This window comes from Roseomonas sp. SRI_022 (genome assembly GCF_057586215.1).
The window spans coordinates 60,304-86,022 of sequence record NZ_JBYCZL010000002.1 but is presented as its reverse complement, the minus strand read 5'-3'; the positions used below and the strand labels follow the sequence as shown (position 1 = coordinate 86,022).

Below are 25,719 nucleotides of genomic sequence, written 5' to 3'. Positions count from 1 at the left end.
CGAGGGCAGCGATCACGTCCCTGCAGATGCGCGATCGATACCGCGCCATGAATCGGATCGGCTTCGTCGACGACGCATCAACCCAGTGGAAAATGGCTGGCGCTTCCGAGGGCCTTCGAGCCCCTACGACCGCTGTGAGGAGACTGCGCCCTACGCCACAGGCGAATGACCGTCTCGCCGCGCCGGCCATCAGCGTCGGTCATGCATCAAGGGAAGCCAAACAGCGGGCGGACCACGAAGGTCGCGCGGTTCAAACTTGGTTCGAGATTCTTGCTGTCGCCCGAACAGACCATCGGGCAGGCGCCAAAACTGGCGTTTGGCCTCAGGAAAATGGTCGGAGCGGCGGGATTCGAACCCACGACCCCCAGTCCCCCAGACTGATGCGCTACCAGGCTGCGCTACGCTCCGACCGGACGCGCCGTGTAGCACCGGCCGCCGAGGGTTTCCACCCCGTCAGGGGTGAGATTCGGTGGCGGCCCTGCACGGAAACGTCGCCCCACCGACATCCAATACCAGGAATCGGCATTCCAAAGGCCCCCGGCCCTTTGGTGGGGTGGTTTGGAGGGGCAAGGCCCCTCCAACTCTCATCCCGCCAATGCGCGCAACTCGCTCGCAATGGCTTCCAGCTCCGCCAGCGCCGCCCGCAGCGCCGCCGTCTCCTGCTCCTCGGCCGCCGGCGGGGGCGGCGGATCGCCGAGCGGCAGTTCGCCGCCCTGCGGTCCTTCATCGGTGCCGTCGCGCAGCAGCCGCTGCACGCCCTTGATCGTGTAGCCCTGGGTGTAGAGCAGGTCGGAGATGCGCCGCAGCAGCGCGATGTCCTCCGGCCGGTAGTATCGCCGCCCGCCACCGCGCTTCAGCGGCTTCAACTGCGGGAACTTCGATTCCCAGAAGCGCAGGACGTGCTGTGGGATATGCAGGTCGTCAGCGACTTCGCTGATGGTGCGGAAGGCGGTGGGCGCCTTGCGCGGGCGGGCGCGGGCCTCGGCCTCGGCGGGCAGGTCCTCGCTCATTCGTCGCCCTCGCCCTCAGGCTCGTTGTTGATGCGGGCCTTGAGCACCTGGGATGGGCGGAAGGACAGCACCTTGCGCGGCAGGATGGGCACCTCGACGCCGGTCTTGGGATTGCGCCCGACACGCTGGCCCTTCTGCCGCACCAGAAAGGTGCCGAAGGCGGAGATCTTCACGGGCTCCCCGGCCTCCAGCGCAGCAGAGATCCTTTCGAGCACGGTCTCGAGGAGCGCGGCACTTTCGTTCCGAGACAGCCCGACATTGGCGTAGATCGCTTCCGCGAGTTGCGCCCGCGTTACCGTGTTCATGCTGTGGAGCCGCCCGCAAGCCGTTCTAACGGCAAGAAAACCGGTATCGGTCGCGGGCGTCAACCTTCTTCGGATCGCGGCCCCACGGCGATTGGGGAACGCACGGCGCGACCGCGCCAAAACTGCCTGCGGCACCCGGCACAACAGTCGGGGGCGCGAAGGCAAGGCGGCCGGATGGTGGCCGCCGGCCGTTGAGGGACGGCCTAGAACCTCGCCAGCGCGGCGCCCCAGGTCAGGCCGCCGCCGATCGCTTCCAGCACGACCAGGTCGCCTGGCTGGATACGCCCGTCGCCACAGGCCTCGGCCAGCGCGAGTGGCACCGAGGCGGCGGAGGTATTGGCATGGCGCTCCACCGTCACGACCACGCGTTCCGGCGGCAGGTGCAGCTTCTTGCCCATGGCATCGATGATGCGGCGATTGGCCTGGTGCGGCACCAGCCAGCGCACATCCTCATGCCCCAGCCCATTGGCCACCAGTGCCTCATCGACCACGGACGCGAGCTTGGTCACCGCGTGGCGGAACACTTCCTTGCCGGCCATGCGCAGCAAACCGGCGCCGCCGGTCGAGCCCGCGCCGCCCTCGATATGCAGGATGTCGCCGAAGCGGCCATCCGAATGCATGTGGCAGGACAACACGCCCCGATCGTCGGTGGTGCCCGCACCTTCCCCGGCGCGCAGCAGGATCGCGCCCGCGCCGTCGCCGAACAGCACGCAGGTGCCACGGTCGGTCCAGTCCAGGATGCGCGAATAGACCTCAGTGCCGATCACCAGCACGCAGCGCGCCTGGCCCGCGCGGATCAGCGCGTCGGCCACGCCGATGGCATAGATGAAGCCGGTGCATGCGGCTGCCAGGTCAAAGGCGAAGCCCTTGGTCACGCCAAGCTTCGCCTGAATGCGCACGGCCGTCGCGGGAAAGGCCGAATCGGGGGTCGAGGTCGCCACCAGCACGGCGTCCACCTCAGACGCATCGACGCCGGCGCGCTCCAGTGCCTGGCGTGCGGCGGCCGCACCCATGTCGGACGCGGTCTCTCCCGGTGCGGCGATGTGGCGGAAACCGATGCCGGTGCGCTCACGGATCCAGGCGTCGGAAGTGTCGAGCCCCTTCAGGGCGGCAAGCTCGTCGTTGGACAACCGCGTCGCGGGCAGATAGCCGCCGCAGCCGGCGATGGTGGCGCGCAAGACCATGGAAGGCGGCAACCTCAGCGAGGATCGGCCGCGATTCGCGGACCGTTCGTGGACAGTCGGGACAGGCCCTCACGGATACGCTCGTTGAAGCCGTGCGTCACCATGTCCATCGCGACATCGACGGCATGCGCGAAGCCGAGCGCATCCGTCCCGCCATGGGACTTCACCACCACGCCGTTCAGCCCGATCAGGATCGCGCCATTGTAGCGCCGCGGATCCATCCATTCGCGCAACCGGTCGAGCGCCGGGCGCGCCAGGAGATAACCAAGCCGCGCCGGAACGGAGGAGGTGAAGACCTGGCGCAGCAGATCGCGCATCAGCTTCAGCGCGCCTTCGCCGGTCTTGAGCGCGACATTGCCGGTGAAGCCGTCTGTGACGATCACATCCGTCGTCCCGGCGGTGATGTCGTGGCCCTCGACGAAGCCACGGAAATTCCCGCCGATATGCGAATCGCGCAGCGTCTCGGCGGCCGCGCGCACGCGGTCATCGCCCTTCAGCTCCTCGGAGCCGACATTGAGCAGGCCGATGGACGGGTTGGTCAGGCCGAGCACGGCGCGCGCGAAGGCGTCGCCCATGACGGCGAATTCGACGAGGTTGCGCGCATCGCACTGCACATTGGCGCCGAGGTCGAGCAGCACCACGTCGCCGCGCGCCGAAGGCCCGATCGCGGCGAGCGCCGGCCGGTCGATCTCACGCATCGTCTTGATGACGATCTTCGACAGGGCCATCAGCGCGCCGGTATTGCCGGCCGAGACGATGCCCGCCGCCTCCCCGGCCGCCACCGCATCGATGGCGACGCGCATCGACGACCCGCGCACGCGAAGTGCGGCAGTCGGCTTCATGTCGCCCGGGATGTAGTCCGGCGCATGGCGCAGGCTGCAGGCGCGCGCAGCACGCTTGCGGCGCGCCAGCGCACCGCCGACGCGAGCTTCGTCGCCGACCAGCAGGAACCGCGCATCCGGGTGCCGCTCGGCAGCCATTTCCAGGCCGTCGAGCACAACCTCCGGTGCCGCGTCGCCGCCCATGGCGTCGATCGCCAGCGCAAAGGGCGGGCTCGGCTGGGACACGATCAGCGGTCCCTGCGCGGTGTGGTCAACACCGCGCGTCAGGAGCGGATGGTCTGGCCCACACGCTCGGCCGCAACCACCTCACGGCCATCATAGTGACCGCAGTGGGAGCAGACGTGGTGCGGCCGCTTCAGCTCGCCGCAGTTCGAGCACTCCTGGTAGGAGGGGGCGCTCAGTGCCTCATGGCTGCGGCGCATGCCGCGGCGGGAGGGCGAAACCTTCTTCTTCGGAACGGCCATGGCGCCGAGCCTCTTTCATCTACAAACACGCAGGATAGCGGGAGGGCGGGCCATTAGCACCCACCCCCTTGATATGCAAGCCGCGCAGGCCGCCGGGACGGCTATTTGCGCCCGCGCAGGGCAGCCAGCCCGGCGAACGGGCTGGGGCGCGGCTCCGGCGGCGCCTCCGGCTCCGGCGCGACCTCATCCGGCAGGACAGCGCCGGGCGCCCGCGGGTAGGGGTCGAGGGCGAGCGCCAGCTGCTCGGACAGCGCCTCGCCCAAATCGGCCACCCCGCCCGGCGCATCGACCTCATCCGGGGAGTCCGGATCGTCGGAGTACTGCTCCCCGGGGCCGAGGACCCGCAGATGCACCGTCTCCTCGACCTGCTCGACCACGGGTTCGAGGGTGACGACGCAATCCTGCACCACCTCGGCCGCGATGCGCCCCTCGATCGCCACGCCACCGCCCGGTTCCGGCTTCAGCAGCAATTCCGCGGAAAAGCGGTTCACCGCCGTGATGCCAAGGCGCAGCGCGAGCGCGGCGCATTCGGCCGGCGTCGCGCGCAGATGCTCCGGCCGGCCCTCGGGCGGAATGCGCGCAAGGGCGATCGGACGGTGGAATTCAGGCTGCATGGATCAGGCCCTCCGCCGGCAGGAAAGCGGCGCGTCCGGCCGCCAGCGCATCGATACCCTGCCCTGCCAGATGCTGCGCCTGGGCCCGGGCAAGCTGCGCCAGCCGCCCTGCCGCGCCATCCGGTGGCGGTGCGCCGCGCCAGACATTGCGCGCCAGCGCCTCGGCCAGCGCCTCGGGGTCGGCCGAATCGAGCGCCGCCTCATAGGCCAGGGCCCGGCCGTGAAAGGCCTCCCACATGCCGCGCACCCGCTTGCCTATAGACATGTCGCCCACCCCCATTTCCCGGAGGTTCACGTCCATGTCGGCGAACATGGCATCGAACACCGCCTGGGCCAGGGCCGGCCCGCGTGCGTCGCCATCGTTGCGCAGCCGGCGGATCAACAGGCCGACATGAAGGCTGACCAGGTCGAAGCGGCCTTCCAGCGTGTCGGGCACGCCCAGCACGGCGAACAGCGCCGGGTTGCGCGCCGCGCCGACGGCCGCGCCATAAAGTTCGAAGCCGGCCCGTTCATGCGGCCGGCGGCGGAACATCGCGAGGATGCCCATGATGTGGAATGGCTCCTGCCCCAGAATGGTTGACCCAGGGGCATCATGATGTCTATCGGTTCCGCGACATGGCCCGCCACATCCGTTCGGTCAACGCATCCCGTCTCGCGCCGCTGATGATCCTGCTCCTGGCCCTGTCGGGCTGCGGCTGGATCACGGACACGCTTGGCCCCGCCCCGGTCCAGCGCGGCAACCGCGTGGACCCAGAAAAGCTCGCACAGATCACGCCGGGGGTGCAGACGCGCTCGGACGTCGAGGCGCTGCTCGGATCGCCCTCCGCCCGCGGCACCTTCGACGAGGACAACTGGTACTACATCAGCGCCCAGACCCGGCTGCAGCCCGGCCGCTACCTGATGGTGGAGGACCGGCGCGTCGTCGCCATCTCCTTCAACCGGCAGGGCGTGGTCAGCGGCGTGCGCGAACTGGGCGACGCCGACGGGCGGCCGGTACAGATGGTGTCGCGCGAGACGCCGGTGCCGGGCAACGAGCGGTCGCTGCTGCAGTCACTGTTCGGCAATCTCGGCCGGCCTGGGATGGGCGGCGCGCCGGGGCCGGGCAATCCGGCGAACGCAGGCGGACGGTACTGATCGGAGGGGCGCCGCCCCTCCGAACCTCCCCGCCAGGGGGCAACGGCCCCCTGGATCGCGATCTTTCGGTGCTGGCCTTCAGAAGTGGCTCCAGCCGCCCCGTGCAAGAGCCATCGGCTGCCCGTCGGCGGCAATGACCGCGACCTCCGACGGACCGGCGACCATTCGGCCGATCCGCGTGATGACCACGCCCGCCTTCGCGGCGGCATCCAGCAGTGCCGCGGCCGCGCCCGGTGCGGCAGCGAACAGCAGTTCGTAGTCATCGCCGCCGGTCAGCGCGGACGCCAACAATGCCGGGTCGCTAGCCACCAGGTCTCGCCCGGCGGCTGACAGCGGCACCGCCGCCGCCTCGATCTCCGCCCCGCAACCCGCCGCGCGGCAGAGATGGCCGAGGTCCTGCACCAACCCGTCCGAGACATCCATCCCAGCCGCAGCGATCGCCGCGATCCCCTGCCCCAATGCCAGCCTCGGTTCCGGCAGGCGGTAGCGGCGCGCCAGATGCCCTTCGGCATCGGCAGGCAATTCCCCGCGCAGGACGCGCAGCCCGAGCGCCCCATCCCCGATCGTGCCCGAAACCCAGACATCATCGCCCGGCCGCGCCCCGGCGCGCCGCAGCACGGCGCCAGGCGCCACGGTGCCCAGGATGGTCAGCGACAGGCAGGTCGGCCCGGGCGTGGCCGCCGTGTCGCCGCCCAGCACCGTCAGGCCGAAATCGCGCTGATCCTCGGCGAGGCCGCGGGCGAAGCCGGCGATCCACTCCTCCGGCGTGCCGCGCGCCAGGACGGTCGTCATGAGGTAGCCGAGCGGGGCGGCCCCCATCGCCGCAAGGTCCGACAGGTTCACCCGCAGCAGCTTGCGCCCGATCGTCTCCGGTGGATCGCCAGGCAGGTAGTGGACGCCCTCGACCATCGCATCGGCCGCGATCACCAAGCGTCGGCCGGCGGGAATGTCGAGCACCGCCGCATCATCCGCGAGGTCGAGTGCCCCCTGCCCCGCCAGCGGGCGGAAATGGCGTGCGATCAGCGCAAATTCGGCGGGCAGGCTCACCGCGCCGCCCCGAACTCCTGCGGGCGCAGCGCGTGGGCCATGGCGTCGAGCACGCCATTGGCGAAGCGCGACGTCTCCTCATCGAGGAAACCGCGCACGATATCGAGGTACTCGTTGATCACCACGCGGGCCGGCGGCTCGCTGCCCGCCATCAATTCCGCCGCCGCAGCACGCAGCAGGGCGCGCAGCACGGGATCCAGGCGTTCGAGCGTCCAATCCTTGGCCAGATGCGCGCGGATCTCGGCGTCGGTCGCCTCGGACCGCGTCGCGGCGGCCTTCAAGATCGCCTCGAACAGCGGGATATGGGCGAGCGGCACGCGGCCATCCTCGAAGGCGTCACCGCCCTGCCCAGCCCCGATGCGATGGCGGATGAACTGCTGCGCGACAGTCTCGGCGCTCTCGCCGGTCTGCTCCGACTGAAACAGGGCCTGCACGGCGGCGACGCGCGCACCGGTGCGCGGCCGGCCGGTCGGCTTGGGGCGCTGCGTCATCCGGCGATCCCCCAGCGGCGGGCGAGCCCGATCTGGGCCAGCACCGCATGGGCGGCCTCGGCCCCCTTGTTCATGCGGTCGTCGCGCGACCGCGCGATGGCCTGGTCCAGATTGTCCACGGTCAGCAGACCGAAGCCGATCGACGCGGCGGATGCGGTCGAGACGTTCATGACGCCGTTGCAGATGGCGTCGCAGATGAAGGTGTAGTGATCGGTCTCCCCCTTCACCACGCAGCCCAGCAGCAGGAAGCCGTCCCAGCGACCCGGGACCTTCAGCGCCATGGCGAGGGCGGCGGGCAGTTCGTAGCCGCCGGCGACCTCGGCGACCTCCACCGCGGCGCCGACATCGGCGAAGACACGCTGCGCGCCACCCAGCATCCCATCCACCACATCCCGGTAATAGGGCGCGGCGAGGACGAGAATGCGCGGCGGCGGGCCGGCGAGCGCGGCCGGGCCACGCTCGGGGGAATCAAGGGTGCTCAATTGGTGCTGTCCATGGGAATGGGCCGGATCTCGACATCCTCGATCCCGTAGCCCTCGAGGCCGACGATCGGCCGCGGATGGTTGGAAAGGCGGATCATGCGCGACACGCCGAGATCGGCGAGGATCTGCGCGCCGATGCCGTAGTCGCGCAGCTCTGGCGCGGTGGTGCGACCGCGGCCGCGGCGGATCTGGTCCGACAGCCCGTCGCTACGCCAGTCGCGCAGCAGCACGACGACGCCACGACCCGCCTCGGCGATCATGCGCATCGCGCCGTGCAATTCGCCGATGGTGCGCCCCGCGACGAGGTCGTTCAGCAGCGAGGCCGCGTGCATGCGCACGAGCACCGGCTCGTCGCCGGCGGCCACATCGCCCTTCACCAGGGCGAGATGCTCGCCCGGCGTGACGGTGCTGCCATAAACCACGGCGCGCCATTCGCCGCCGATCGCCTGCGGCAGGATCGCTTCCTCGACCCGGCGCACCAAGCGTTCGGTGCGGCGGCGGTGGCCGATCAGGTCGGCGATGGTGCCGAGCTTCAGCCCATGATGCTGCGCGAAGGCGACAAGGTCCGGCATGCGCGCCATGGTGCCGTCGTCATTCATGATCTCGCAGATCACGCCGGCCGGATTGAGCCCGGCAAGGCGCGCGAAATCAACGGCCGCTTCGGTGTGCCCGGCGCGGACCAGCGTGCCGCCCTCACGTGCCACCAGCGGGAAGACATGGCCGGGGGTGACGATGTGCTCGCGCCCGAGATCGGGGTTGATGGCCACCGCGACGGTGCGCGCGCGGTCGGCGGCACTGATGCCGGTGGTGACGCCGTCGCGCGCCTCGATGGAAACGGTGAAGGCGGTGGCGTGCCGCGTGCCGTTGGACTGCGCCATGAGCGGCAGCCCGAGTTGTTCGACCCGATGGCGTGTCATGGCCAGGCAGATCAGCCCGCGCGCATAGCGGGCCATGAAGTTGATCGCGTCCGGTGTGGCGAACTGCGCGGGGATGACGAGATCGCCCTCGTTCTCGCGGTCCTCGTCATCGACCAGGATGAACATCCGACCGCTGCGCGCTTCCTCGAGCAGTTCCTCGGTCGGCGAGAGGAAGTCCGAGAAGGAGGTGCGGACGGTGTCGGTGATCGCGCTCAACGCTCATACTCCCGGAGCCGCGCGACATAGCGCGCCATCATGTCCACCTCGATGTTGACCTTGTCGCCGGGCTGCAGCGTGCCGAAGGTGGTGACCGAGGCGGTGTGGGGGATGATGTTGACCCCGAAGACCTCTCCGTCAACCTCGTTCACGGTCAGGGAAACGCCGTCGATCGCGACCGACCCCTTGGGCGCGACATAGCGGGCCAGGGCTTCCGGCAGGCGGAAGCGCCAGCGCACCGAGGCGTTCTCCGGCGTGGCGGAAACCACGGTTGCGGCGCCGTCCACATGCCCGGCGACCAGGTGCCCGCCGAGTTCGTCACCCATGCGCAACGCGCGCTCGAGGTTGATGCGCGCGCCCTGCTTCCAGGCGCCCACCGTCGTCTTCGCCACCGTCTCGGCCGAGCAATCCACCGAGAAGGCATCGGCGGCGAGATGCACCACCGTCAGGCAGACGCCCGAACAGGCGATGGAAGCGCCAAGGGCGGCTGGTGCCGGTTCCGACAAAAAGGCCGGCGCGGTGCCGATGACGAGGCGCAGATCGTGCCCGCCGCCGATCGGCTGCACCTCCCGCACCGTGCCGAGGGCCGTCACGATCCCGGTGAACATCAGGCGACCTCCGCGATGGGTTCGTATTCGGTGAGCAGATCCGCCCCGAGCGGCCGGACGGCCACCCTGCGGAAGCGAGGCATGGCGGCGAGCGTCGCCAGACGCAAGCCCTCGGCGGCCGGATGGCCGTCGCCGCCCATGACGCCGGGCGCATGGAACCAAGCGAGGCGATCGACCAGCCCCGCGCGCAGCAGCCCGGCGGCAAGGCCCGCCCCGCCTTCGGCCAGCACCCGCGTCACGCCGCGCCGGGCCAGGGCGGCCAGCAGCGCCCGCAGGTCGAGCCCCGGATCGGCGGGCGGCACGGTCAGCACCTCGACCCCGGCAGCGATGAAGGGGGCAAGCGCGGCCGGCGGATGACCGGGAACGGTGATGATGCAGGTCGGCGCGGCAGCGGCGGTCGTGACCAGCCGCGCGGCGGCCGGAGTGCGCAGCCGGGCATCGGCGACGACCCGGAGCATGGGGACCCGCTCCATGCCCGGGATGCGGCAGGTCAGGTCGGGGTTGTCGGCCAGCACCGTGCCGGAGCCGACCAGGATGGCATCGTGGCGGGCGCGCAGCGCGTGGGCCTCGCGACGGGCCTCGGGGCCGGTGATCCAGCGGGATTCACCGGTCGCGGTGGCGATGCGGCCATCGAGGGTGGTAGCAAGCTTCAGTGTGACGATCGGAAGCCCCCGCTCGATCCGGCGGAAGAAGCCGGCGTTGAGCGCGCGGGCCTCCGCCTCCAGCAGGCCTTCCTCCACCACGATCCCTGCGTCCCGCAGCATGGCGAGGCCGCGCCCGTTCACCCGCGGATCGGGGTCGCGCATGGCCATGACCACGCGGGCGACGCCAGCCTCGGCGAGCGCATTGCAGCAGGGCGGAGTACGGCCGTGATGGGAACAGGGCTCCAGCGTGACATAGGCGGTCGCGCCGCGCGCCTTGGGGCCGGCGCGGCGCAGCGCCTCGGTTTCGGCGTGCGGCCGGCCGCCGGGTTGCGTCCAGCCGCGGCCGACCACGCGGTCATGCCGCACCAGCACGCAGCCAACCGCCGGGTTCGGCCAGGCATTGCCGAGGCCCCGGCGGGCCAGCGCCAGGGCGGCGCGCATGTGATGGAGGTCGTCCGACATGGGGTGAGGAGCATGTAGCGCCTGTGCCGCGCCACGACCATCCGGCCCCGGCGCAGGGCTGGCCGGCACCGGCCGGCGCTCAAACTCGAAGGCGTACGACCCGTGCCAATTGCAGCACCGACAGCAGGGCGGCGGCCAAGTACGTCATCGCCGCGGCCCCCAACACGCGCCGGGCCGCGGCGAGGTCCCGCTCCGCCAGGTACCCGCCCGCGCGCAGTGCCGGCAGGGCGCGGGTGAAGCTCGCATCGAATTCGAGCGGCAGAGTGACCAGTTGCAGCAGGATCGAAAGCGCAAAGACGGCCAGCGCCAGCAGCATCGAGCCGATCGCGATATGTCCCGCCCCCAACGCCGCGCCGCCCAGCGGCACCACCGTCATCATCACGATTGCCCCCAGCCGCAACGGCGTGACGATGCGCGCGAGCGTCATGCGCAGGCTGAACAGCCGCGCCCCGTCGCGATGCTGCACGGCGTGCGCAACCTCATGCGCCGCGACCGCGACGGCGGTGATGCTGCGACTGTCGAGATGGTCCTGCCCCAGCCGCACCGCCAGGGCCGCCGGGTCGTAGTGGTCGCCCTCGCCGGTCGGCTCCACGGCGACGTGGTGTAGGCCGGCCTCATCCAGTAGATGCCGGGCGAGTTCCCCGCCCGTTCCCGGCAGGTCCGGCCGATCGGCGGCGTGGCGGCGCATCACCCAGCGCACCCACAGCATCGGACCGAACAGAAGGCCGAGCAGCAGCGCCAGGATCAGCAGCGGCACGCCTCGCTACTCCTTGCCGCCGAGCTCCCCGAGGAAGGCCTGGAAATCCTTCGCCTCGCTGAAATTGCGATAAACGCTGGCGAAGCGGACATAGGCGACCTGGTCGAGCTCCTTCAGCGATTCCATCAGGAGCTCGCCGATCTTGCGCGACGGGATCTCGGTCTCGCCCTCGGTTTCCAGGCGACGCTGGATGGAATTGACCAGCCGCTCGATCCGGTCCTCATCGACCGGGCGCTTGCGCAGGGCGACGCGGACCGACCGGGCGAGCTTCTCCCGGTCGAAGGGCACGCGGCGGCCATCGGTCTTGAGAACCGTGATCTCGCGCAGTTGCACCCGCTCGAAAGTGGTGAAGCGCGCCCCGCAGGCAGCGCAGGCCCGCCGGCGCCGGATCGCCGCGGCGTCTTCCGCCGGCCGGCTGTCCTTCACCTGCGTGTCCTCGGCGCCGCAGAAGGGACACTTCATCCGTGTCGGCTCCTCAGCCCGGATAGACCGGGAAGCGGCGGCAGAGTTCGAGCACCTTCGCCTTCACCGCGGCCTCGACCGCGGCGTTACCGTCCTCGGCATTGGCGCGTGCGGCACCGTCCAGCACCTCACCGATCAGCTTGCCGATGGCACGGAATTCGGCCGTGCCGAAACCACGGGTCGTGCCCGCCGGGGTGCCGAGCCGCACGCCGGAGGTGACCATCGGCTTTTCCGGGTCGAAGGGGATGGCGTTCTTGTTGCAGGTCAGGTGGGCGCGGTTCAGCGCCGCTTCGCCCAGCTTGCCCGTCAGCTTCTTGGGTCGCAGATCCACCAGCAGCAGGTGATTGTCGGTGCCCCCGGTCACGAGGTCGAGGCCTTGGGCTTTCAGTTCCTCGGCCAGCGCCTTGGCATTCGCCACCACGGCGGCGGCATAGGCCCGGAATTCAGGCCGCAGCGCCTCCCCGAAGGCCACCGCCTTGGCAGCGATGACATGCATCAGCGGGCCGCCCTGCAGGCCAGGGAAGACCGCCGAGTTGATCTTCTTCGCGATCGCCTCGTCGTTGGTCAGGACCATGCCGCCACGCGGGCCGCGCAGCGTCTTGTGGGTGGTCGTGGTCACCACATGGGCGTGCGGGATCGGGCTGTCATGCGCGCCGCCGGCCACGAGGCCTGCGAAATGCGCCATGTCCACCATGAAGTAGGCGCCGACCTCGTCGGCGACGGCGCGGAAGCGCGCGAAGTCCCAGGCGCGGGCATAGGCCGACCCACCGGCGACGATCACCTTCGGCTTCGATTCGCGGGCGATGCGCGCGACCTCGTCCATGTCGATGCGCTGGTCCTCGCGCCGCACGGTGTAGGGCGCGACCTTGAACCATTTGCCCGACTGGTTGGCCGGTGAGCCGTGGGTGAGATGCCCGCCAGCGGCGAGATCGAGGCCCATGAAGGTGTCGCCCGGCTGCATCAGGGCGAAGAACACCGCCTGGTTGGCCTGGGCGCCGGAATGCGGCTGGACGTTGGCGAAGCCGCAGCCGAACAGCTTCGTCGCGCGCTCGATCGCCAGGCGTTCGGCGACGTCCACGGCCTCACAGCCGCCGTAGTAGCGGCGGCCGGGATAGCCCTCGGCATATTTGTTGGTCAGGACGCTGCCCTGCGCCTCGAGCACCGCGCGGGAGACGATGTTCTCCGACGCGATCAGCTCGATGCCGTCCTGCTGGCGCTCCAGCTCCTGCGCGACCGCGGCGGCGATGTCCGGGTCCGCCGCACCGAGGGAGGCGCGGAAGAAGGATTCAGGAGGGCTGCCGGCGGCAGGGCCGTCCGGCGCGCGGAGGAGGCGGGGGGCGGGGCGCATCATGGCGCGGGTTTTGCGCCCGCCGGGTCGAGCTTGGCAAGGCGGCGGTCGTGGCGGCCGCCCTCATAGGGCGTGGAGAGGAAGGTGCGCAGGGCGTCGAGGGCGGTTTCGACGCCGATGGTGCGCGCGCCGAAGCAGGCGATGTTGGCGTTGTTGTGGGCACGGGTCAGCCGGGCCTCGGTCGCATCGTGCAGAACGGCGGCGCGGATGCCGGGGTGGCGGTTGGCGGCGATGGCCATGCCGATGCCGGACCCACAGACGAGGATGCCGAAGGGGGCTTGCCCGGAGGCGACGGCTTCGGACACCTTGGCGGCGAAGTCGGGGTAGTCGACCGACTCGGGGCCATGGGTGCCGAGGTCGGTGATGGATCGGCCCTCGGCTTCAAGCGCTGCCTTAAGTGCGAGCTTGAGGGGGAGGCCGGCATGGTCGGATGCGAGGGGCAGCATGATGGAGCCGTCGTTACCCGAGATCGTGCGAAGGTGACAGCGTCATTAGCTGGCGCAATGCACTGTTGCTCGATTTCCGATCTACGCTCCGGGGCTCGCCGAGGGGCACCGCCAGCGACCGAGAGGCCTTGAATACCGACCCACGCCAATGCGATCACCTTAGGATACGGCGCTGCCCACCGTTGCGATCGCCCCCGATGACGACTTGATAGGCAAGTCGAACCGGGACCTGACGAGAAGAATATGATGCCCTGGCGTGAAACAAAGAACTATATTATCTGCACAACAGCGCGATCGGGAAGCAATCTTTTCTGCGATTTTCTGAAGAATACGAAATTCCTTGGCCACCCTATCGAAGCATTCAATCCGGATATCATCCGGAAGAGCGGCTTCTACCGAACCATCAATACTCCGAATTCAATTTCAACCGAGCAGTATATTTCCTGGATATCCAAGAAACACCGGACGCCAAACGGCATCTTCGGCACAAAGCTGCTTTTCGAGGATTTTGACGTATTTCGGAGCTTTCCGAGTTTCGCGACGCTATTTAATGGCGCCTTCATCGTACATCTCCGGCGTCGCTCAAAATTGCGCCAAGCGATATCTTACTATTTCGCCGAAAAGACCGGGCAATGGATCTCCACCGATGTTGCGCAGATTGATCCTGCGGAAGTCCCATTCGATTTCGACGAGATCGAGCGCCATATGCGCCGCCTCATCGTTCAGGACGCGACCTGGTCCTCAATTCTGCAGGGCATGGGCGCGCGCTATATGGAGGTTGAATTCGAGGATTTCGTTAAAGCTCCAGCCGAAACGATCGCCGCCATGCTGACGGAATTCGGCAATTCCGCGCAAGATGTCCCCGTTTTCGCCACGCTGCAAGAACAACGGAATCCGCACACTGCAGAATTCATAAAATCCTTTGAACGGGAAATGCCGGCCAAGTTGTTCGCGGAGCGCGCATCCCAGCACTACAAGGGAAGCACTTTCGTTGGCTGACATCTCACCGGGATTCGAGCGGGCTGCCGCCTTGTCGGATGATTTCCCGAGTTTGCCCCTCTTGTCACTGACGTGGCAGGAGGTCCCGGCCACGCCTCTCGTTGATTCAGCTCTCTTTGCCGCGCTCGACCGCCGCGAGACGGACGTTGTCCTGACCCGGACCACCACCTCTGGCAGCATACCAATCCGCTATAGCGCTCATATCGCGCCGGATGATCACACGCTTCCATATGCGAGGAACTTTGCGAGCAAGTCGTCTCACCGCTGGGATGCGGCCTACATCGCCATCATCGACCGGCCGGCACTGCTCGATGTCTGGTATGGTTCGATTTTCCTCCCAACTCCTGAGGGGCTTAGTGTTATTGAAGAAACAGTTTATGTTTCTGGAGAAAGAAGGAAGGCGTATTTTCACTCTCTAGGAGAGAATCGTGATTTTCATGGTTGCGCCACAATGGCACCTCGCCGCGAGGCTCCCGGAACGGCGATTTATCTGCCGCTGCTGAACATCCAATCTGCGGTCTATTTCCACATGATGAGCGAGGCCCTGCTTCAGGCCTTCGTTTTCGCCTCTGCTATCCGCGCCGACCGCATTCAGGGTGTCGTGCCACAGATCAGGCGGCCAATCGCCGATCTCGCCGTACGGCAGGCCGGCCAATTCGGCATCGCGTCATGCGCCGCATCGCAACGTTTCGTTTGGCTGCCGCGCACCGGCCTCTACTCCTGCTTCCATCAGCACGCGCGCATGAACCCGGACTTCCGTCGCCTGGCTGATCATTTGCGGAGAGCCCACGCCGGGCGCCCGCTTCTCGATGAGATCGGCATCTGGAAGACCGGACGGCCGGCAGGGAGGCGGCTCTATGTGACGCGCTTGAATGCCCCGGCCCGGCCACTAGACAATGAGGCGGAGGTAGTCGATCTCGTCACCGCGCACGGTTTCGAGACCGTCGATCCCGGCAGCCTCTCCTTCACGGACCAGATCGCGCTTTTCGCGAGTGCCTCCATCATCATTGGGCCGCACGGTGCGGGGCTGACCAACGCCGCCTTCTGCGACAGCGACGCAACACTGATCGAACTGCGCGCCTTGAACCGAGCCTCGCAGAGCCCCAGCCGCAACGAGACCTATCGACGCCTCAGTGCCTGCTGCGGCCTGCAATACGGCTATCTCATGTTCGACAATCCCGCATTCTCCGAAGGCTGGCGGGCCGATCTCGAGCCGGTCAGACGCATGCTCTGCCGTATTGATGAACAGCACGCGTCGCGGCTGCCACCGAGCGCCTGATGCGAGAAGATGGAAGCCCACGATGAGACACGCCGCCATTCCTGCCCAAGAGGCAGATCCGCAACCCTACATGGGTCCGGACGAGATCCAGATGTACGAGCGCCGGTTGCGCGCCGCATCGCGGGTCTGCGAATTCGGTTCCGGGGCCTCGACAGCATTCGCATTGCGCGCAGGCGTTAAGCGAATCGTCTCAGTCGAGTCCGACGCGGCTTGGCTACGCTCGCTCGAGCACGACCCACTTGTTCAAGCGGCTGTCGCTGATGCGAGGCTACGCTTGCTTCATGCCGATATCGGCCCAGTCGAACGTTGGGGATTTCCAGTCGAGCGCCAGAACAAGGCGCGCTGGCGCGCCTACCCGGAAGCACCGTGGCCCGTCTGGAAGGCCTTGAATGAAGAACCCGACCTGGTGCTGGTGGACGGTCGCTTCCGCATCGCCTGCTGCCTTTGTACCCTTCAATGGTGGCTCGACAGCAGCAGGAGCCCAGATTTCACGATTCTGCTTCATGATGTCAGCGACAAGCGGCCGGGCTACGATGCCGCCTTCGAATGGCTTGAACTCGTGGAACGCTCGTCAACGCTGTGCGCCTTTCGGCCACGGGTTCCGCCGGCGTCGTCCAACTTGGACGCCGCCTACGCGAAGGCGACCACCATCGCGCTATGAGCTTTCAAGCCTTCAAAGTTCGAATGGCTTGCCCGCGTCCCGATCTTCCTTGGAGCGTCGCCGGATGTAGGGCTGGGCGCCGAAATCCGGCAGATAGCGAATGGCCGTCTTCTTGCGGAATAGCAACGTCTTGCGGAACTTCTTCACAAGCACGAAGTTCCTGTCCTCCATCAGCATGCGCGCCAATTCCTTCACTGCGTGAATCTGAATGTCGTCCACCATGATGAAACCATCCTGGCGCAACACCCGGTTCAGGTAGCAAAAATCGACGAACACCGTCGGCCAACCGTGGCCGCCGTCTATGAGGGCAAAGTCCAGCAAGCGGCCACTGCTTTCAATGCTATCCGCCAAACGCGGCAGCATATCTTCCGAAAGGGCGGCATAGGCACGAAGCGCGGTCGGCTCGCGACCAAACCGCCGGCACGCCTCTGCAATGCGCTCGAAGAGGGGCTTGTCCGGCGCAACCGAGACCACGTTGTCGGCCCCGGCAAGCACCATCGCAACGGTCGAATTGCCGGCGCCGGTCTCGGCGACATGGGCGCCCGCGCCTACGTCTCGACCGACCGTTTCGATAATCGCGCTCAGCTCACTACGCGTGAAGCCGCCCGTGTTCCACGTCGCGCCACCGTCCCATGAGTGCAGCTTCGGGATATCGGCGAGGAATGCCTCGACCGCGTTTGCAGAATCCAAGATACACCTGCCTTGTTGCGCCAACCGTGGCCTGCTCTGCGCGGGAGTTGGAGAGCGTGTCTCTTCCGCCAACACCTGGCACGCAAGCGTTGAATGCGTGAGCAGCTTTTTTGACGCGGCACGCTTCCAACTCCGGCTGGTGAAATCTAAGATCGCCGCGCGCAGCGGATGGCGCAATGGGTGGATCTGTGTGCCGGTAGTGACTCAGACGGTGTTGAACCAGCAGAACTCTTCTGACGCCCCGAACTCGGAGGCTGCCGACGTCGCGTTGCTGCGCGCCGAGGTCGCTCAACTCCGAGCAAGGCTCGACGCCTTCGAGCGCATCCTGCAGATCCGTGACGCGGCGTCAGGCGAGTCGCCCTTGACGCCGTCCGTGGCCTCCATCGCCGCGCCTCTGCCGCAGAGCTACGACATCGCCGCCGACCAACTCCTCCCCGTCCAGGACGGCTTCTACCAACTCGAATGGGGCCCCGAGGGCGCCTTCCGCTGGACAGGCCCTGGCGACAGCATCCACTTCGAGGCCTGGATCGACCGGTCCGCCCCGCTCATCGCCACCTTTCGGATCTTCCATTTCGGCACCCCGGCCAATGCCAAGGAGCTGACGATCGAAGTCGACGGGACCCGCTACGCACTCCAGCGCGAGGGGACCTCGAAGGTCCTGCATTCCGAACCGATCGCGGCTCGCGCCAGCGACGGTCCGACGCGCGTCACGCTGCACGTGCCCCACGTCCATTCCCCGTCCGACCGCGGGGCGGCCGACAAGCGCCGGCTCGGCGTCGCTTTCCAGCGCCTGCGCATCGCCCGTGACTGATACCTACAACCCCTGCCGCATCGCCGCGGCCATCTGCACCTATGAACGCTACGACCTTCTTCCCGGCGCCATCGAATCGGCCCTCGCGCAGACCCTGCCGGCCGGCAGCTTCGAAGTCATCGTCATCGACAATTCCCCCGACGCCGCACGCTCGGTGCGGGAAGCACAAGCCTTCGCCGGGCGTCCCAACCTGACCTGGCGCCATGAGGCCCGTCCCGGCCTGTCGAACGCGCGCAATGTCGCAGCGCAGCTGGCCCGTGCGCCGATCGTCGCCTTCCTCGACGACGACGCCCGCGCCGACGACGTGTGGCTGGAGAACATCGCCGGCTGCTTCGACCAGTTCGGCGAGGCGCTGCAGGTGGTTGGCGGGCGGATCCGCCCATGGTGGGGCGCTCCGCGGCCGGATTGGCTGCCGGATGAAATGCTCGGCGCCATCACAGTGGTCGATCTTGGCCCGCGCCGCCGTCTGCTGGCGGAAGGCGAATGGGTCGCCGGCGCGAACATCGCCTTCCGTATCAGTGCGTTGCGCGACGCCGGATGGTTCGACACCTCGCTCGGGCGCACCGGCGGTGCGGCGAGCCTGCTGTCGGCCGAGGAAACCGCGATGACCGACCGCATCAGGGCGCTGGGCGGGCTTGTCGCCTATGATCCGCTGGCCGCGGTGGACCATTGGGTGGATCCGGACCGGCTGACGCAGCGCTGGTTCCGCCGCCGCGCCGCCTGGCAGGCCGTGTCCGATTATCTGCGCGCGCCCAATGCGGCAATGGAGCGGCGTGACCAGGCCTGGGCAGGGATGAAGGCTTACCTGCTCAACTGCAACCCGGCTGACAGGACCATGCGCGGCCTTGCCTTGGAACGGGACGACGCCGCAGGTTTCCGCTGGCAGTCCGCAGCCGTGTACAACGCGGTCACCGCATTGCTCGCGGGGCTGGACGAGCAGGATGACCTCTGAGGCCGAAGCCGCGCCGGACGGCTCCTGGCGCGGGCTGCGCGTCCTTGTCCTGTCACCGGTGCCGACCTGGCCGGTCACCCTCGGCAACCGCAACCGCATCGTCCAGGTGAACCGCGCCCTGCAGCGCGAGGGCGCGCATGTCGCGTTGCTGCACTATCCATCCGATGAGGAATGGCGCACGCGCCTGCCACGCGACGCGACGGCACAAATGGCCGCGCAGTGGCAGGAGGTCTTCCACTGCCCGGTGACGCGGCCCCTGCATACCCGCCCATCAGCGGGCTCCGACCACGCGATCGACGATTGGTGGGACCCGGCGATCGGGCAGATGCTCGACTGGCTGTTCAAGGTCGGCCGCTACGATGCGCTGCTGGTGAACTACACATGGCTGTCGAAGGCGCTGGAACACGCCCCCGCCGGTGTGCTGCGCATCCTCGACACCCATGACCGCTTCTCCGGCCGGCGCGAATTGCTCGCAGCGAACGGCCTCGCCCCCGAGTATTTCCATACGACCGAGGAGCAGGAACGCCTCGGCCTCCAACGTGCCGACCTGGTCTGGGCGATCAAGGACCAGGAGGCCGAGTTCTTCTCCATCCTGACGAAGCGGCCCGTGCGCACCCTGCTGCACATGGAGCCCCCTGCCCCGCCGGCGCCGCATGCGCGCGCGGCGGATGGCGTGCTGCGCCTGGGCATCGTCGGCGGCCGCAACAACATCAATGCGAGCAACATCCGCCGTTTCCTCGAGGTGGCGGACCAGTATCTGCGCCGCACGCTGCTGCCGATCGAGATCGTGGTGGCCGGTTCGGTCTGTAGTCTGCTCGAAGGGCTTCGCCTGCCTTATCTGCGGCAGCTTGGCACCGTCGAGAGCATGGACACGCTCTACGACCAGGTGGATGCGGTGCTCGCGCCGCTGGCTTTTTCGACAGGGCTGAAGATCAAGGTCGGCGAGGCGTTGGCACGTGGCAAGCCGCTGATCAGCCACGTCCACGCCTTCGAAGGCTACGTCCCCACCCATCCCTTCCATGAATGCCCGGACTTCGAGGCCATGATGCGCGCCGCGCATCGTCTGCTGCGCGAACCGTCGCAACTCACCGATCTCGCCGCGGCATCGCGCCGCTCGGTCGCGGCGGCCGAGGCAAGCATCGCCGAGACATTGCGGCACGCAGGGCAGGCCGCCGCGGAATTGCCGGCCTCGGTGATCATCGCCCTGCGCTTCGACCAGGTCCGCCTGGGCGACCTCGTCTTCGACCATGTGGCGGATGTCGCACGCTACGCCGCCTTCCGCGCCCCGGTGGCGCTGCATCTGAGCGGCGACCCCGCCAAGGCCGATCCCGCCGCCTTGCGGCTGCTCGCTGCGCGCGGCCGGTTTGTGGTAGATCCGGCCTGCGGCCCGCTGCCGGCGTCCGTCGCGCAGTTGCTGTTCGAGGACGGGCGGGCGCGACGCGTGGGCCTTGCCGAACTTCTGGCGGCTCCTCACCTCGCCGCCTGGTTCGCCACCGTGCCCCAGGCCATGCCCGAGGGGCCGGTCCATACGCGTCTTGGCGTCGCGCATGCCGCCGCGCTGGCCATGCAGGGCGGGCTCGATGACCGGCTGGCCCGTCTCGCGCGGGCCTTTCCGCGCTTCCTGCTGCTGGAGGAGGCCCCATCGCGCGCCGCGGCGGCGATCCGCCAAGCGGCGGGGGCCGAACGCGTCTCGGCGCCAATGCTCTGGCGTGCGGAAGAATGCCGGCTGCTCGCCGCGCTGCGTGGCGCGGCGCCCGGTCCGGTGGCGCTGCTGGCCGAGGACGCGGCCGCGGCGGAACTGCTGCCGGTGCTTGCCTTCCTGTCGACGACGCTGGGGCGGGCGGTGACCCTCTTCACGCCGGACGGCGGGGCCGCATTGCCGGCATGGCCGACGGACGGGCCTTTGGCGGTGCAGCGGGATGCCATCTCAGGCGCCGGCATCGCGGATTTCTTCGACCCGCGATCCTGGGGCCGTCTCCGTCCCGCCTTCATCATCGAGCATGGTCGGCCAGCCGCGGCACGGCCGGCGCGCGAGATCGCGCTGCGCGCCCAGATCGCCCATCTGCGGATCGGCGACGCGATGGCGCCTGATGTGGTCTCGACCGCGCCGGCCCTGGCCTATCGGACGCGCGGCTTCGTCTCCGCGGCGCTGGTCATGGCGGCGCTGCATCGCTGGGACGGCGCTCCGCCAGATGCCGGGGATGCCGCCGAGGAGTTCGGCCGGGACGCCGGCTGGGCGCGTATCTGGGCCGAACTCGGGCGCCAACTCGCGGCTTGAAGCCGCATGGCCGCGGGTTTCGGATTCCGATACAATACCGGATCGGAGAGATTTTTACCTCGAGATCGCACAGTGATCGAAGTTCCATCTCCGATCGTCGCTGCTGGCGGCAAGCCCGCATTTCTCTTTCGCAACGCCTCGGCCCGTGGCACTTGATGCCCGGAAGAACGCCGCAACGGAGGGCACCGATGTCCGCACCGACCTGGACCAATCCCGAAACCATCGCGCTCCATGCGGGCTGGCGCGCGGATCCCTCCACCGGATCGGTCGCCGTGCCGATCCACCAGACCACCTCCTTCCAGTTCCAGGACACCGGGCATGCTGCGCGCCTGTTCTCCCTCCAGGAGATGGGCTTCATCTACACACGCATCATGAACCCGACGCAGGATGTGCTGGAAAAGCGCATCGCGGCGCTGGAAGGCGGCGTCGCCGCCCTGGCGCTCGGTTCGGGCCAGGCGGCGACGGCCTTCTCGGTGATGAATCTCTGCCAGCCGGGCGACAATGTCGTCAGCAGCACTGACCTCTACGGCGGCACCTGGAACCTCTTCGCGAACACGCTGAAGAGCGTCGGCGTCGAGGTCCGTTTCGTCGATCCGGCCGACCCGGAGAACTTCGCCCGTGCCACCGATGCGAAGACGCGTTGCTACTACGCAGAGACGCTGCCCAACCCGAAGCTCGAGGTCTTCCCGATCGCCGAGGTCGCCGCGGTCGGCCGCCGGCTCGGCGTGCCGCTGATCATGGACAACACGGCAGCCCCCGTGATGTGCCGCCCGCTCGAACACGGCGCGGCGATCGTGATGCATTCCACCACCAAGTGGATCGGCGGCCACGGCACGGCGATCGGTGGTGTTGTCGTCGATGGCGGCAATTTTGACTGGGAAGCGCATCCGGAACGCTTCCCGACGCTGAACACGCCCGACCCGTCCTATCACGGCGCGGTCTGGACGCAGGCGGTCAAGCCACTCGGTCCCGTGGCCTACATCATCCGCATGCGGACCTGCCTGTTGCGTGACCTCGGCGCGCCGCTCGCCCCGATGAACTGCTTCCTCGCCATCCAGGGGCTTGAGACCCTGCCGCTGCGCATGGAACGCCACAACGCGAATGCGCTGAAGGTCGCGGCCTTCCTCGCCAGCCACCCGGCGATCGCCAAGACCATCCACCCGAGCCTGATGAGCGGCGAGGCGAAGCGCCGCGCCGACGCCCATCTCAAGGGCGGCTACGGCAGCCTGATCGGCTTCGAACTCAAGGAGGGCGGTGCCGAGGCCGGCCGCCGCTTCATCGAGTCACTGCAGATGTTCTACCACGTCGCGAATATCGGCGACGCGCGCAGCCTCGCCATCCATCCCGCGACGACGACGCACAGCCAGCTTTCCGAGGAGGACCAGAAGGCAACCGGCGTGACGCCGTCCTACGTCCGCCTGTCGATCGGCATCGAGCATGTGGATGACATCATCGCCGATCTCGATCAGGCGCTGGCAGCGGCCACCGGGTCCGGGCTCAAGGCCGCCGCCGAATGAACGCGGACCGGCGCCTCGGCCTGGGTCACGCGAGCGTCGCGGCCGAAGCCGCGGCGCCGGGGGCCTATCCGGCCATCCGCATGCGGCGCAACCGGCGCGACGCCTGGACGCGGCGCCTCGTCGCCGAGAACACCTTGTCCGTCGATGACCTGATCTGGCCGATCTTCGTGATTGAGGGCAGCAACGAGGAACGAGCGGTCGCCTCGATGCCCGGCCAAACCCGCGTGACGGTCGATCGCGTGGCGAAGCATGTCGAGCAGGCGGCGAAGCTCGGCATTCCCGCCATCGCCATCTTCCCCGCCACACCGGTTGAGGCAAAGGACGCCGAGGGAACGGAGGCGCTGAACCCGAACAACCTGATCTGCCGGGCCGCGCGCGAGCTGAAGCGCGCTTTCCCGGAGGTGGGGCTGGTCGGCGACGTCGCCCTCGACCCCTATACCGACCATGGTCATGATGGCGTCATCCGCGAAACACGGACGGGCGACTACGTCCACAACGACGACAGCGTCGCCATCCTGGTCCGTCAGGCGCTGAATCAGGCCGAGGCCGGCATCGATGTGATCGCGCCATCCGACATGATGGACGGGCGCATCGGCGCGATCCGCAGCGCGCTCGACGCGCAGGGCTTCATCGACACGCGGATCATGTCCTACGCGGCGAAATATGCCTCGGCCTTCTATGGGCCGTTCCGCGATGCGCTCGGTTCAGGCAAGGCGCTGCGCGGCGACAAGAAGACCTATCAGATGGACCCGGCCAATTCCGACGAGGCGCTGCGCGAAGTGGCGCTCGACCTCGCCGAGGGTGCCGACATGGTCATGGTCAAGCCGGGCATGCCGTATCTCGACATCGTCCGCCGCGTGAAGGATCGCTTCGCGGTGCCCACTTTCGCCTACCAGGTGTCGGGCGAATACGCGATGATCATGGCCGCGGTGCAGAATGGCTGGATCGAGCATGAGCGCGCGGTGATGGAGAGCCTGATGGGATTCAAGCGCGCCGGGGCGAACGGCGTGCTGACCTATTTCGCGGTCGAGGCCGCCGAACGGCTCCGCCATGGCTGAAGCGCGCCTGCCGCCTGCCGAGGAACTCCGGCGGCCATGGCATGGCGCATCGGACCGCGTCGAGGATCCCGGCGTCGTCGCCATCCGCCTGCACCGGGCGGAAGTGGAGGCGCTGATGGTCTATCGCCGGACCGCGCCGGGGTCGGAGGAACAGGCACGCGCCTGGCGGCGCGTCGCGACACTGCGTGAAAAGCGCGTGGCGCTGATGGCGGCCGCGAATGCCGCGCGGCTGCCGCCGCTGCCGGCTGCGCCGGTCGGCGCCTTGTCAGCCTGGCAGAAGCTGCGCCGGCGGTTTGGGCTCGGCCGCGGCTGACCGTCGCGGCGCACCGCGCCGGGTAGACGTCCCGATAGCACCGCGCGAACCTCCCACACGGGAGGAACCACCACATGGCTTCAGACTGGCTTGGACTGTCGGAACGCGTCGCGATCGTGACCGGTGCGGCAGGCGGCATCGGCGGAGCGATTGCAGCTGAGCTCGCAGCCGCCGGTGCCGCGGTCGCCCTGCTCGACCGCGACGCAGATGCCGCGGCGAAGGCCGCCGAGACGCTACGCGGCGCCGGCGCCAAGGCCTTCGCCACCGGCTGCGACACGACGGATGAAGCAAGCGTAGCGTCAGCCTTCGCGGCGACGCGCGCGGCGCTCGGCCCTGCCACGATCCTGGTCAACAATGCCGGCATTCTGCGGCCTGGGCCGCTCGCCGAGATCCCGCTCGCGGCGTGGAACGCGCTGATGGCGGTGAACCTGACAGGCTATCTGCTCTGCGCGCAGGCGGCGCGGCCGCAGATGCTGGAAGCCGGTGGCGGCGCACTCGTGCACATCGCCTCCATCGCCGCATCCAACCCGCAGCCGCGCAGCGGTGCCTACAGCCCATCCAAGGCTGGCGTCGCGATGCTGTCGCGGCAACTGGCACTGGAATGGGGGCCGGATGGCATCCGCAGCAACGTCGTCAGCCCGGGCCTGATCCGCACCCCGCTGTCGGAATCCTTCTACCAGGCGCCCGGCATCCTGGAGCGGCGCTCGGCCATGGTGCCCGGGCGGCGCGTCGGCACGCCGCAGGACATCGCCGACGCCGTGACCTATCTCGTCAGCCCGCGCGCCGCTTACGTGAACGGCGCCGAACTGCTGGTCGATGGCGGCCTCGATCAGGTGGTACTGGAGCTGACGCCGCGACCTGGCTACTGAGCCAGGAATTCCGCCACCAGCGCGACCTGCCCGGCATCCATCAGGGCCGGCGCATGGCCCGCGCCGGCGATCTCGGCGAGGCGCACATGCGCAGCTTCCGCCATGGCGGCGGCGGTCTCGGGGAGCAACAGGTCGCTCTCCGCGCCGCGGATCAGCAGCACGGGCTGGCGCACCAACTGCCACAGCCCCTGCATCTCCACGGCCTGGGGTTCCTGCTCGCAGATCGGATCGGCGATGGCGGGGTCGTAGTGCAGCATGACCCCGCCCTCGACCGTGCGGACCGAAGTCTCGGCCAGGTGCCGCCACTGGGTGTCGGTCAACGCGCCGAACGGCGCATGGACGCGGCGCAGATGGGCCTCCAGCGTCGCGACGTCTGGGAAAACCTCGGGCGGCAGGGCCATGTACTCGCCGATGCGAGCTATGGCTTCCTGCGGGATGTAGGCGCCGACATCGTTCAGCACCAGGCGCCGGATCGGGCTGCCCCGTGTCGCCGCGATCGCCATGCCGCAGATGCCGCCGAGCGACGTGCCCACCCAGTCCACCGGGCCATCCAGCCGCGCCAGAAGGTGCGACAGCGCCGTGACATAGGTGGGCGGCTGATACAGCGCGGGCACGGGCAGCCAATCGGAGGCTCCCCGCCCGGGCAGGTCCGGGCAGATGACGCGTCGGCCGGCATCGGCGAGCGCCCGCGCCAGCGCATCGAAATCGCGCCCGGATCGCGTCAGGCCATGCACGCAGATTACCGGCGTGCCGTCCTCCGAGCCCCATTCCCACCAGCGCATGGTGAAGAAGCCGGCAGGCGAGAGCCAACGAACCGCGCCGTCGCGCATGACCCCAACCCCCTTCCCGCCGGCTGCGC

Annotated in this window: 30 protein-coding genes and 1 tRNA gene; 11 read left to right on the top strand and 20 right to left on the bottom strand. The window is 68.5% G+C overall.

What is annotated here, in order from left to right; all coding sequences use genetic code 11:
* Positions 1–331: 331 nt before the first annotated feature.
* The 8 genes from AC2YHJ_RS02170 to AC2YHJ_RS02135 all read right to left on the bottom strand — a co-directional run bounded on the left by AC2YHJ_RS02170 (position 332) and on the right by AC2YHJ_RS02135 (position 4,966).
* Positions 332–408: transfer RNA gene (locus tag AC2YHJ_RS02170), tRNA-Pro, on the bottom strand.
* Positions 409–584: 176 nt separating this feature from the next.
* Positions 585–1,010, bottom strand: a complete 426-nt coding sequence (locus tag AC2YHJ_RS02165; RefSeq protein ID WP_487393670.1) for a MerR family transcriptional regulator — start codon at positions 1,008–1,010, stop codon at positions 585–587.
* Positions 1,007–1,315 (bottom strand): integration host factor subunit alpha, encoded by a 309-nt coding sequence (locus tag AC2YHJ_RS02160; protein ID WP_487393669.1) that lies wholly within the window; start codon positions 1,313–1,315, stop codon positions 1,007–1,009. Before AC2YHJ_RS02160 ends, AC2YHJ_RS02165 begins: the two co-directional genes overlap by 4 nt.
* Before the next feature lie 203 nt (positions 1,316–1,518).
* Positions 1,519–2,499, bottom strand: coding sequence for a beta-ketoacyl-ACP synthase III (locus AC2YHJ_RS02155; protein ID WP_487393667.1), 981 nt, complete (start codon positions 2,497–2,499; stop codon positions 1,519–1,521).
* 14 nt (positions 2,500–2,513) lie between these two features.
* Positions 2,514–3,566 (bottom strand): phosphate acyltransferase PlsX, encoded by a 1,053-nt coding sequence (plsX, locus tag AC2YHJ_RS02150; RefSeq protein WP_487393665.1) that lies wholly within the window; start codon positions 3,564–3,566, stop codon positions 2,514–2,516.
* Positions 3,567–3,604: 38 nt separating this feature from the next.
* Positions 3,605–3,805, bottom strand: coding sequence for a 50S ribosomal protein L32 (rpmF, locus tag AC2YHJ_RS02145; RefSeq protein WP_137123705.1), 201 nt, complete (start codon positions 3,803–3,805; stop codon positions 3,605–3,607).
* Positions 3,806–3,906: 101 nt separating this feature from the next.
* The gene (locus AC2YHJ_RS02140; RefSeq protein ID WP_487393664.1) at positions 3,907–4,419 is read right to left on the bottom strand and encodes a YceD family protein; all 513 of its coding nucleotides are present in this window, start codon (positions 4,417–4,419) and stop codon (positions 3,907–3,909) included.
* Positions 4,409–4,966 carry a ubiquinol-cytochrome C chaperone family protein gene (locus AC2YHJ_RS02135; protein ID WP_487393663.1) on the bottom strand — a complete coding sequence of 186 codons (558 nt, stop codon included), beginning with the start codon at positions 4,964–4,966 and terminating at the stop codon, positions 4,409–4,411. Before AC2YHJ_RS02135 ends, AC2YHJ_RS02140 begins: the two co-directional genes overlap by 11 nt.
* Positions 4,967–4,974: 8 nt before the next feature.
* On the opposite strand from AC2YHJ_RS02135, the gene AC2YHJ_RS02130 reads away from it, so the two are divergent.
* The gene (locus tag AC2YHJ_RS02130; RefSeq protein WP_487393662.1) at positions 4,975–5,553 is read left to right on the top strand and encodes an outer membrane protein assembly factor BamE; all 579 of its coding nucleotides are present in this window, start codon (positions 4,975–4,977) and stop codon (positions 5,551–5,553) included.
* 78 nt (positions 5,554–5,631) lie between these two features.
* On the opposite strand, the gene thiL is transcribed toward AC2YHJ_RS02130, so the two are convergent.
* The 10 genes from thiL to rpiB all read right to left on the bottom strand — a co-directional run bounded on the left by thiL (position 5,632) and on the right by rpiB (position 13,433).
* Positions 5,632–6,600: a thiamine-phosphate kinase gene (gene thiL, locus AC2YHJ_RS02125; RefSeq protein WP_487393661.1), complete on the bottom strand. Its 969-nt coding sequence runs from the start codon at positions 6,598–6,600 to the stop codon at positions 5,632–5,634.
* Positions 6,597–7,091, bottom strand: coding sequence for a transcription antitermination factor NusB (gene nusB, locus AC2YHJ_RS02120; protein WP_487393660.1), 495 nt, complete (start codon positions 7,089–7,091; stop codon positions 6,597–6,599). Before nusB ends, thiL begins: the two co-directional genes overlap by 4 nt.
* Complete coding sequence (ribH, locus tag AC2YHJ_RS02115; RefSeq protein ID WP_487393658.1) at positions 7,088–7,573, bottom strand: 6,7-dimethyl-8-ribityllumazine synthase; 486 nt, start codon at positions 7,571–7,573, stop codon at positions 7,088–7,090. Before ribH ends, nusB begins: the two co-directional genes overlap by 4 nt.
* The gene (ribB, locus tag AC2YHJ_RS02110; protein ID WP_487393657.1) at positions 7,570–8,706 is read right to left on the bottom strand and encodes a 3,4-dihydroxy-2-butanone-4-phosphate synthase; all 1,137 of its coding nucleotides are present in this window, start codon (positions 8,704–8,706) and stop codon (positions 7,570–7,572) included. The genes ribH and ribB overlap by 4 nt, the downstream gene beginning before the upstream one ends.
* Entirely contained in the window at positions 8,703–9,314 is a 612-nt protein-coding gene (locus AC2YHJ_RS02105; RefSeq protein WP_487393656.1) for a riboflavin synthase, read from the bottom strand. The genes ribB and AC2YHJ_RS02105 overlap by 4 nt, the downstream gene beginning before the upstream one ends.
* Positions 9,314–10,420, bottom strand: a complete 1,107-nt coding sequence (ribD, locus tag AC2YHJ_RS02100; RefSeq protein WP_487393655.1) for a bifunctional diaminohydroxyphosphoribosylaminopyrimidine deaminase/5-amino-6-(5-phosphoribosylamino)uracil reductase RibD — start codon at positions 10,418–10,420, stop codon at positions 9,314–9,316. The genes AC2YHJ_RS02105 and ribD overlap by 1 nt, the downstream gene beginning before the upstream one ends.
* A gap of 79 nt (positions 10,421–10,499) precedes the next feature.
* Complete coding sequence (locus AC2YHJ_RS02095) at positions 10,500–11,177, bottom strand: zinc metallopeptidase (RefSeq protein WP_487393654.1); 678 nt, start codon at positions 11,175–11,177, stop codon at positions 10,500–10,502.
* Between the two features lie 6 nt (positions 11,178–11,183).
* The gene (gene nrdR, locus AC2YHJ_RS02090; protein WP_487393652.1) at positions 11,184–11,639 is read right to left on the bottom strand and encodes a transcriptional regulator NrdR; all 456 of its coding nucleotides are present in this window, start codon (positions 11,637–11,639) and stop codon (positions 11,184–11,186) included.
* A 13-nt stretch (positions 11,640–11,652) separates the two neighbouring features.
* Positions 11,653–12,987 (bottom strand): serine hydroxymethyltransferase, encoded by a 1,335-nt coding sequence (glyA, locus tag AC2YHJ_RS02085; protein ID WP_487393901.1) that lies wholly within the window; start codon positions 12,985–12,987, stop codon positions 11,653–11,655.
* A complete protein-coding gene (rpiB, locus tag AC2YHJ_RS02080) occupies positions 12,987–13,433 on the bottom strand; it encodes a ribose 5-phosphate isomerase B (RefSeq protein WP_487393651.1) in 447 nt (148 codons plus the stop codon). The genes glyA and rpiB overlap by 1 nt, the downstream gene beginning before the upstream one ends.
* A 243-nt stretch (positions 13,434–13,676) precedes the next feature.
* Between rpiB and AC2YHJ_RS02075 the strand changes: the two genes are divergently transcribed.
* The 3 genes from AC2YHJ_RS02075 to AC2YHJ_RS02065 are packed head-to-tail and all read left to right on the top strand — an operon-like array spanning position 13,677 to position 16,372.
* A complete protein-coding gene (locus AC2YHJ_RS02075) occupies positions 13,677–14,432 on the top strand; it encodes a Stf0 family sulfotransferase (RefSeq protein WP_487393649.1) in 756 nt (251 codons plus the stop codon).
* Entirely contained in the window at positions 14,425–15,711 is a 1,287-nt protein-coding gene (locus AC2YHJ_RS02070; RefSeq protein WP_487393648.1) for a glycosyltransferase family 61 protein, read from the top strand. The genes AC2YHJ_RS02075 and AC2YHJ_RS02070 overlap by 8 nt, the downstream gene beginning before the upstream one ends.
* 22 nt (positions 15,712–15,733) lie before the next feature.
* Positions 15,734–16,372, top strand: coding sequence for a hypothetical protein (locus AC2YHJ_RS02065; RefSeq protein ID WP_487393647.1), 639 nt, complete (start codon positions 15,734–15,736; stop codon positions 16,370–16,372).
* A 12-nt stretch (positions 16,373–16,384) separates the two neighbouring features.
* Here the strand turns inward: AC2YHJ_RS02065 and AC2YHJ_RS02060 are convergent, their stop codons facing one another.
* Entirely contained in the window at positions 16,385–17,062 is a 678-nt protein-coding gene (locus AC2YHJ_RS02060) for a class I SAM-dependent methyltransferase (RefSeq protein ID WP_487393646.1), read from the bottom strand.
* 97 nt (positions 17,063–17,159) lie between these two features.
* On the opposite strand from AC2YHJ_RS02060, the gene AC2YHJ_RS02055 reads away from it, so the two are divergent.
* From AC2YHJ_RS02055 to AC2YHJ_RS02025, 7 genes are all read left to right on the top strand, one after another.
* Entirely contained in the window at positions 17,160–17,873 is a 714-nt protein-coding gene (locus tag AC2YHJ_RS02055) for a hypothetical protein (RefSeq protein WP_487393645.1), read from the top strand.
* Positions 17,866–18,825 carry a glycosyltransferase family 2 protein gene (locus AC2YHJ_RS02050; protein WP_487393643.1) on the top strand — a complete coding sequence of 320 codons (960 nt, stop codon included), beginning with the start codon at positions 17,866–17,868 and terminating at the stop codon, positions 18,823–18,825. The genes AC2YHJ_RS02055 and AC2YHJ_RS02050 overlap by 8 nt, the downstream gene beginning before the upstream one ends.
* A complete protein-coding gene (locus AC2YHJ_RS02045; protein WP_487393641.1) occupies positions 18,815–21,103 on the top strand; it encodes a glycosyltransferase family 4 protein in 2,289 nt (762 codons plus the stop codon). Before AC2YHJ_RS02050 ends, AC2YHJ_RS02045 begins: the two co-directional genes overlap by 11 nt.
* Before the next feature lie 188 nt (positions 21,104–21,291).
* Positions 21,292–22,620, top strand: a complete 1,329-nt coding sequence (locus AC2YHJ_RS02040; RefSeq protein WP_487393640.1) for an O-acetylhomoserine aminocarboxypropyltransferase/cysteine synthase family protein — start codon at positions 21,292–21,294, stop codon at positions 22,618–22,620.
* The gene (gene hemB / locus AC2YHJ_RS02035; protein WP_487393638.1) at positions 22,617–23,678 is read left to right on the top strand and encodes a porphobilinogen synthase; all 1,062 of its coding nucleotides are present in this window, start codon (positions 22,617–22,619) and stop codon (positions 23,676–23,678) included. Before AC2YHJ_RS02040 ends, hemB begins: the two co-directional genes overlap by 4 nt.
* Entirely contained in the window at positions 23,671–23,991 is a 321-nt protein-coding gene (locus tag AC2YHJ_RS02030) for a hypothetical protein (RefSeq protein WP_487393637.1), read from the top strand. Before hemB ends, AC2YHJ_RS02030 begins: the two co-directional genes overlap by 8 nt.
* Positions 23,992–24,065: 74 nt before the next feature.
* The gene (locus AC2YHJ_RS02025) at positions 24,066–24,860 is read left to right on the top strand and encodes an SDR family NAD(P)-dependent oxidoreductase (RefSeq protein WP_487393636.1); all 795 of its coding nucleotides are present in this window, start codon (positions 24,066–24,068) and stop codon (positions 24,858–24,860) included.
* Here AC2YHJ_RS02025 and AC2YHJ_RS02020 read toward each other — a convergent pair.
* A complete protein-coding gene (locus tag AC2YHJ_RS02020; protein ID WP_487393635.1) occupies positions 24,854–25,690 on the bottom strand; it encodes an alpha/beta fold hydrolase in 837 nt (278 codons plus the stop codon). The two genes, AC2YHJ_RS02025 and AC2YHJ_RS02020, sit on opposite strands and share 7 nt — an antisense overlap.
* Positions 25,691–25,719 lie beyond the last annotated feature (29 nt).